The sequence below is a fragment of the Longimicrobium sp. genome (assembly GCF_036387355.1).
GTDB lineage: Bacteria > Gemmatimonadota > Gemmatimonadetes > Longimicrobiales > Longimicrobiaceae > Longimicrobium.
The window spans coordinates 1-7,185 of record NZ_DASVTX010000184.1 but is presented as its reverse complement, the minus strand read 5'-3'; the positions used below and the strand labels follow the sequence as shown (position 1 = coordinate 7,185).

Here is a 7,185-nt window from a genome sequence, read left to right as displayed (position 1 = left end):
AAGCATCCGCCGCGCCGCGGTCCGGCGCGGCGTGCTCCAGCCTCTCCCGCCGCACCCGCAGCGTCCGAGCGCGGTGCGCAACTGGGCGTGCATCGGACGCGGTGGCGCGGGATTCTTCGGTCGGCGCCAGAGTCTGGTGTGACGGACGGTGCGGCGAGGCGCCTCGCTCAGAATGACACTCGAAGTCCGAGGCGGGTGACGGGTCCGGTGCGGCTGATGTGACGAATCCGGTGCGCTTAGTGCCATCTCACGCCGCCCCGCGGCGGCACCTCCGCTCCACGAGTGTCCTGCCGCCCACCTCGGCGCCGGGGCGTCATTCTGAAGGAGCGTGCGCCGCGCTTTCCCCGGCACCGCATTCATGCGCGACTGAAGAATCCCGGACCGAAACGTCCGCCCCGCCGCGGGCCGGCATGGCATGCCTCAGCCTCTCCCGCCGCCTCCGCCCTATTCCCTATTCGCTGTCACTCCCTCCCTTTCTCCTCGGGCGAACGACCCATTGTCGCTCCCGGGCGAACCGGCGTTCTTTTTAGCAGGTGGCCGGCGGTGCGGGACGCGGCCGCAGGGTGACACACTTTGCCAGCGGATGACGAATCGTGAACAAGAAGCTGATCATTTCCGCGCTGCTGGCCGGCGGCGCGTTCCGGGCAGGCGACCTGGCGGCGCAGGCGTCCACCAACGCCGGCTTTCTGCTGAACGCCCACGTGCAGAACGCCGCCGTCCGCGTGGGCGAGAGCGACTCCAGCATCGAGACCGGCATCGGGGGCGGCATTACCGCCGGGTACAACTACAACGAGCGGCTGGGCCTGTACCTCACGCTGGACGGCACGCGCATTCAGGACGACGGCGACGACGCGGTCGTGCTGGCCCAGGCAGACCTTGGGGTGCGCTACACCTTCGGCGGCACCTCCGGCGCGCTTCGCCCGTACCTGAACGCGGCGGTCAGCGGCGTCGCGCTCCGCGGCGAGGACGACGATCCGGACACGGACGAGCGGGTGGACTACACCTACTCCGGCCCGGCCTTCACCGTCGGTGCCGGCCTGCAGTACTTCCTTTCGCCCCGCCTGGCGCTGGACGGCGGGATTCAGGCGAGCGTGGGCAAGCTGAACTCGCTGCGCATCGACGGCGACGAGGTGGACCTGGGCCCGTCGGAGATCGACATCACCACGTCGCGGCTGCAGATCGGCCTGGCCTGGCACCCGTAACGATTCATGCGGGCGCGGCCCATCGCCTCGCCCGTGTCCCTGATGCCCGGGAGATCACCATGCGCTACCGATACCTGGCCGTTGCGGCGCTGGCCGCCGGCACGCTGATTTCCGCCCGTCCGCTGCAGGCGCAGTCCAACAACCGCGGGCTGCTGGTGAACGCGCACCTCACCGCGCCCGCGCTCAGCGGCGCGGGCGAGAACGCGAGCGACAAGGCCGACGCGGGGTACGGCGCCGGCGGGTTGGTGGGCTACGGCTTTACCGACCGCGTGATGCTGTTCGTGGGCGCCGACTTCGCCACGGTCGAGCCGCAGGACGAGGACCTGGAAGGGCCGCGGTACCAGCTGGGGACGGGAGAGATCGGGCTGCGGGTCAGCTTTCGCGACGCGGGCCGCAGCTGGCGCCCGTACCTGACCGCCGCGCTGAGCGCGGTGGTGACCAACGACGACGTGGAGGGGGACGAGGTGTCCGTCTCCGGCGCGGGGCTCACGGTGGGAGGTGGCGGGCAGTACTTTCTGAGCCGCCGCCTGGCGGTGGACGCCGGCCTGAACGCCACCATGGGCAGCTTCAGCACCATCGAGGTGAACGGGGACCGGGATGATCTGCAGGAGGGGATCGGGTTCATCCACTCCCGCATGCACCTGGGCCTGAGCTGGCACCCCTGATCATCGCCGGATGAACAGCGCGGCCGCGGCCTCTATCGCCGCGGCCGCGCTGTTGTTCCCGAAGACCGAGCGGACGCCGTTGTTTCTCCGGAGGCGCCTCTGCGAATCACATCTCGTTGCGGCGCAGCCACTTTGTCATCCTGAGGAGGCACCGGAGGCACTTGCCCCGGAAAGGCACCTGGGCGCCGACGAAGGATCTGCCATGCCCGCGAGAACGGCCGTGCGTGTCGCGACGTTAGCTCGGCGGCAAGTAGATCCTTCGACTTCGCGCCAAAGTTCGGCGCGGTGGAAGGTCCGGCGCGGCGCTTCGCTCAGGATGACAGGTTCTTGTGCACCCAAGTCCTTGTCGCGCATGAGCTTGTCATCCTGGGGAGGCGCCGGAGGCACTTGCACTGGCACGGCACTCGGGCGCCGACGAAGGATCTGCCATGCCTGTGAGAACGGCCGTGCGTGTCGCGACGTTAGCTCGGCGGCAAGTAGATCCTTCGACTTCGCGCCAAAGTTCGGCGCGGTGGAAGGTCCGGCGCTGCGCTTCGCTCAGGATGACAGGTCTCGAGTGCCTGATTGGTAGCAGGGCATATCCTCGGCATCCCGGGAAGAGGACGGGGGAGTGCGCGGAAATCGTTGTGGTGCGAAAGCTTGCCATCCACAACGAAGGAGCCCCGGAGGACGATTCGTCCTCCGGGGCTCCGTTCATTCATCCGCCGGGGTGCGTTACTGCGCGGCGGGAAGCTGGATCATGGGGACGGCGTTTCCGCTCACCTGCGGCATCTTGCCGTCCCACCGCTTCGTCATCTCGTACTGCACCAGCGTGTTGGTGATGCTCTGCGAGAGCAGGCGGTTGGCTTCGGCCTGCGCCTGCGCCTCGGCCAGGATCGCCTTGGCCCGGCCCGCCGCCTTGATGCTGTCGCCCTGCGCCTGGTACATGTTCTTCTGCAGCTCGTTCTGGGCCGTCAGCGCCTGCTGCTGCATCACATTCTTGGCGTTGATGGCGTCCATCACGGCGCCCGGCGCGCGGATCTCGTTGATGGTGAACTGCTTGACCACGAACCCGTACGGCGCCAGCCGCTGGCTCAGCAGCCCCTGCGCCTGCAGCACGGTCTGCGCCTTCTTGGGGCCCAGGATGGCCGCGATCTCCTCGCTCCCCACCACCTCCTGCAGCGCCTGGCGAATCGCCTGCTTGAGGTAGGTGTGCTGGATCGTCTCGATGTCCGTGCGGAACGTCTGGTACAGCAGCGGCGCGCGCGACGGCTCCAGCTCAAACGAGAGCGACACGTCCATGGAGACCGGCTGGCCCTCCATGCTGTTCACGTTGATCTCGTCGTTCCCCTGCGAGCCCTCGCGGCTGTCGCGGGCCAGCAGCAGCGTCTGCATGTAGATGGGATACTCCTCCACGCCGGTGGTGAAGGGGTTCCGCAGGTGCAGCCCCGCGCCCTTGGGCTTGGCGTCCACGCCGCCGGCCAGCTTGTGGATCACGATTCCCACATGCCCCGGGTTTACGTACACGAACGTCTGCGGGACGCTGATGAGGACGACGATCGCGATGGCGACCCAGCCCCAGGCCATTCCGCGAAACAGCCGTCCCACGCTGGCGCCGGCCGAGGAGGCCGAGGGGCGCTTGGAACCGGGCATCTTGATGGTGTCCATGATTCTGCGTTGCGCCCGCCGGAGCGGGCGTTGATGGTTGGCGCCCCATCCGGGACACCGGGGTCGGCGCACCGAACGGTGGCCGCGGGAGGAAGTACGGAGAAAGGCCCCGCCGGGTTTCGGCCCAAGTGGCTGCGGAACCAGCGCTTCTGCCGGAGGGCGCGGGGCTCATGGGTCGGTTGACCAATCCCGGCCGGCGGAGCGGGCGCGTATCGTTGCCGTGCAGTTCACGACGGAAACCACGCATCCACGCAGCCCAGGAATCCCGGCCATGACCGATACCCTTGCCCCCGCGCTCTCGTTTGAAGTCCGTCTGGACGCCGCCTTCGGTGATCCGTCGGACCCCATGCACCTGCTGGACGAGCGCGCCGCCGAGCTGCTCGCGGAGGCGTCCATCGTGTGGGAGTGCGACGCGGCCACCTTCGTGTTTTCGCACGTCAGCCGCTCCGCCGAGGACATCCTGGGCTACCCGGCCAGCCGCTGGACGGACGAGCCCACCTTCTGGGCGGACGTGGTGCTGCACGACGATGACCGCGAGGAGTCGGTGACGTACTGCGTGGCCGAGACGCAGTGCGACCGCGACCACGACTTCGGCTACCGGGCGCGCGCGGCGGACGGCCGCATCGTGCACCTGCGCGACTACGTGCGCGTGATCCCGGCGACCGCGAGCACGCCCAAGCGGCTGCGCGGCATCATGGTCATGGTGGAGTGACGGAGGGGCGGTTTCTCACGGAGGGAGGAAAAGCAGGGAATAGGGAATAGGGAATAGGGAATAGGAACAGAACGCTATCCCCAACGCCGTGTGCTCCTCCTCTGCCGCGCGGTTTCGTGCGCGCGGTTCCGCCGCCTCCGTGAGAAACGGCTGCTGCGGCTGCCTCGCCACGGCTCGCGGTCAGTCGCGCGCGAAGCGGCCCAGGTTGCCCTTCGCGATCACGGAACCCGCCTTTTCAGCCCGCTCGTACCAGCGCACGGCTTGGCGATGGCTCTTTCGCACGCCAAGGCCGTTGTCGTACAGAACGCCGATCGCGTTCTTGGCGTCGGCTGAGCCCAGGTCTGACGCACGGCGGTACCACGCCATGGCCCGGACGTAGTCCCTGGGCACATGCACCCCGTTCTGGTAGCTCCGGCCAACGGCCAGCATGCCTCGCGGCGACCCCGCCTTGGCCGCGCTCCAGTACCACTTGAACGCCTCCGCCGGATCCTGATCCACCCCGCGCCCGAACTCGTACAGCAAGCCCATGTCCACCCGGGCATCTGCGGAATGCGCGGCGATTGCTCGGTGATACCAGTACCGCGCGAGGCGGTAATCGCCGCCACCCGGTTTCTGCGCGTACAGGTCGCCCAGCATCCGCATCGCCTCGCCATAACCGAGATCGGCTGCGTCTTTGAACCACTTCCGGGCCAGGTGTTCGCGGGCCACCGTACCCTGCCCGGCCAGATAGGCAACGGCCAGCGCGTACATCGCATGCGGATCCCGCTCCTCCACCGCGGCCTTGTGCACCAGCTCAAAGCCGGCCTCGGGCGCGGGGGGCATGCCCCGGCCGTTCAGGTACATGTAGCCCAGGCACCCCATCGCCTCGCCGTTGTCATTGGCGGCGGCACGCTCAAAGGCCTTCTTTGCCGCAGGGTAGTTCCGGTCGCGGTAGAAGGCTTTTCCGTTCGCCAGATCACCTGCCGGTCCCACGAGGGCCACGGAAGCCAGGGCGACCGCGCCCCGGCCGGGGCCGGAAGACGGCGCGCTTGCGGCGGGAACCGATCCGCAGGCCAGATCGGATGCAGTCAACTGCTGATCCACGGGGGGGTCTACCATGATCAGCGCCGCGGCGACTGCGGCAGTGACGGCCGAGGCCGTCCCGCCGACCGTGGTTCTCCACGGGAAGGGCTTGACCAGCACCAGTTTGGCAGGGTCGACGCCCTTGCGCGTGTAGATCTGCGGGTACTGGGCTGTAGGGATGTTGTATACCCGCAGGGCCACGCACCCCTTGTCGTACGCCTGCTTCACCGACTCGCCTTCGGCGATCGCCTGATAGAAGAAGCTGTTGAAGGTAGTAGCGGCTTCGTCGGTAATCCGGTCGGTGGTGCCGATTGCACACCCCACGACGTCAGCGATGGCCGCCGCTACTGCCTTCGTGGTACAGGCGGCCAGAACCACCAGGCGCACAGAGCCTACGGGACCTTGGTACTGCTTGAATACCTCGGTGAGTGCGGCGGCGTCGATGTAGTGCACTGAATACCCATCCGGGCCCACAAAGCCGAGGCCACGCGGTCCGCAGTGCCCGCTGAAGTGAACGACACGCGCTCTTGTATGCTTCAGAAAGTCCAGCAGGTCGGCGGCCCGGGCGGCGCCGTGCCCCTCAAAGTGAAGCCGGTGGGCATACCGGGCCTTGCTCACCCGCTTCTTGATGCTCCGGACCTCATCGTCGATCTCCAGCGGCACGCCGTCGGGGCGGCCTTCGGCGGGGTCGGCAGCGAAGAACAGAACGTTGGCTTTCCTCATGATTCAACTCTGGAATGTATGGGGTGTGAATGAATTGTCGGACATGATCGCACCATTTCGCCCGCAGACCAGCGCCGCGTCCAGAACCCTCCGTTTCCTTCTGTACGTCTGCGTCTCTGGGTGCTTCCCTTCCGTTGCCTTTTCTATGTGGCCGCCGCCAACCCTGAGTGCTCTCCGTGAGAGACAAAGGTGCAGATCAGTCCGCGATCTCAGACCCGCCCCGACCGCGGTGCCGGTCCTTGGGATCGCGGTTGGCGATGCGCGCCGGCACCAGCGTTCCGCGCCCGTACTTTCCGCGCAGCCGGTCCGTGGCCTCCGCCAGCCGCCGGTCGCGCTCCGTTTCGCCGCTCCCCTCCACGTCCGCAAACAGCTCCGGCTCGGCCTCCTCCTCCGCCGCCAGCTTGCTCACCCCCACGCCCAGTAGCCGGATCCCGCCCGCGCGCCTCGCCAGCAGCTCGCGGAACAGCTCCCGCGCCACGGCGTAGATGGCGCGGTCGCTTTCAATGGGCTCCGGCGCCGTGCGGCTGGCGCTGCGGTCCGTAAAGTCCGCGTAGCGCACACGGACCGTCACGGTGCGCGCCCGCAGCCCTTCCGCGCGCAGCGACGCGCCGGTCTCCACCGCCAGCATCAGCAGCCGCGTCTCCAGCTCCTCGCGGTCGCTGATGTCCATGGGGAACGTGCGCTCGTGGCTCACGGACTTCTGCGGCCCGCGGCGCGACACCCGTCCCGCATCTTCGCCGCGCGCCAGGCGGTGCAGCCAAACCCCGCGCGGCTCGCCCAGCCAGGACACCACCGTAGACAGGTCCAGCGCGGCCAGGTCGCGCACCATGGTCACGCCGCGGCGGCGCAGGGATTCGGCAAAGGCGGGCCCCACGCCGGGAATGTCCGACAGGGCGAAGCGCGCCATGAACTCCCGCTCCGTCCCCGGCGGCACGATGCACACGCCGAACGGCTTGTTCACGCCCGCCGCGATCTTGGCCAGCGTGCGCCCCGTCGCCCCGCCGATGCTGATGCTGATCCCCGTGCGGTCCATCACCGCCTGCTGAATGCGCAGCGCCGTGTCGTGCAGCGGCTCGCCGTGGTACAGCAGTTCAGTCCCCGTGAGGTCCAGGTAGAACTCGTCCACGCTGGCCGCCTCCACCACGGGGCTGAAGTCGTCCAGCACCGCCCGCAC

General features: G+C 68.3%; 6 protein-coding genes. 3 read left to right on the top strand and 3 right to left on the bottom strand.

All coding sequences use genetic code 11. The annotated features are described in order from the left end of the window. The first annotated feature begins 593 nt into the window (after positions 1-593). The gene (locus VF665_RS08275) at positions 594-1,202 is read left to right on the top strand and encodes an outer membrane beta-barrel protein (protein WP_331052940.1); all 609 of its coding nucleotides are present in this window, start codon (positions 594-596) and stop codon (positions 1,200-1,202) included. A gap of 59 nt (positions 1,203-1,261) precedes the next feature. Beyond that, entirely contained in the window at positions 1,262-1,867 is a 606-nt protein-coding gene (locus VF665_RS08270) for an outer membrane beta-barrel protein (protein WP_331052939.1), read from the top strand. A gap of 714 nt (positions 1,868-2,581) precedes the next feature. Here VF665_RS08270 and VF665_RS08265 read toward each other — a convergent pair. Next, the gene (locus tag VF665_RS08265) at positions 2,582-3,514 is read right to left on the bottom strand and encodes a prohibitin family protein (RefSeq protein WP_331052938.1); all 933 of its coding nucleotides are present in this window, start codon (positions 3,512-3,514) and stop codon (positions 2,582-2,584) included. A gap of 271 nt (positions 3,515-3,785) precedes the next feature. Between VF665_RS08265 and VF665_RS08260 the strand changes: the two genes are divergently transcribed. Next, positions 3,786-4,226: a PAS domain-containing protein gene (locus tag VF665_RS08260; protein ID WP_331052937.1), complete on the top strand. Its 441-nt coding sequence runs from the start codon at positions 3,786-3,788 to the stop codon at positions 4,224-4,226. Positions 4,227-4,406: 180 nt separating this feature from the next. On the opposite strand, the gene VF665_RS08255 is transcribed toward VF665_RS08260, so the two are convergent. Both VF665_RS08255 and VF665_RS08250 read right to left on the bottom strand, forming a co-directional pair. Continuing rightward, a complete protein-coding gene (locus VF665_RS08255) occupies positions 4,407-6,011 on the bottom strand; it encodes a tetratricopeptide repeat protein (RefSeq protein ID WP_331052936.1) in 1,605 nt (534 codons plus the stop codon). Between the two features lie 196 nt (positions 6,012-6,207). Then, the coding region (locus VF665_RS08250; protein ID WP_331052935.1) for a DNA polymerase IV at positions 6,208-7,185 on the bottom strand (978 nt) is incomplete at its 5' end.

Excerpts from the sequence above, each read along its gene's own strand:
- VF665_RS08270 (WP_331052939.1), top strand. The coding sequence starts at position 1,262 with ATGCGCTACCGATACCTGGCCGTTGCGGCGCTGGCCGCCGGCACGCTG.
- VF665_RS08265 (WP_331052938.1), bottom strand. The coding sequence starts at position 3,514 with ATGGACACCATCAAGATGCCCGGTTCCAAGCGCCCCTCGGCCTCCTCG.
- VF665_RS08260 (WP_331052937.1), top strand. The coding sequence starts at position 3,786 with ATGACCGATACCCTTGCCCCCGCGCTCTCGTTTGAAGTCCGTCTGGAC.
- VF665_RS08255 (WP_331052936.1), bottom strand. The coding sequence starts at position 6,011 with ATGAGGAAAGCCAACGTTCTGTTCTTCGCTGCCGACCCCGCCGAAGGC.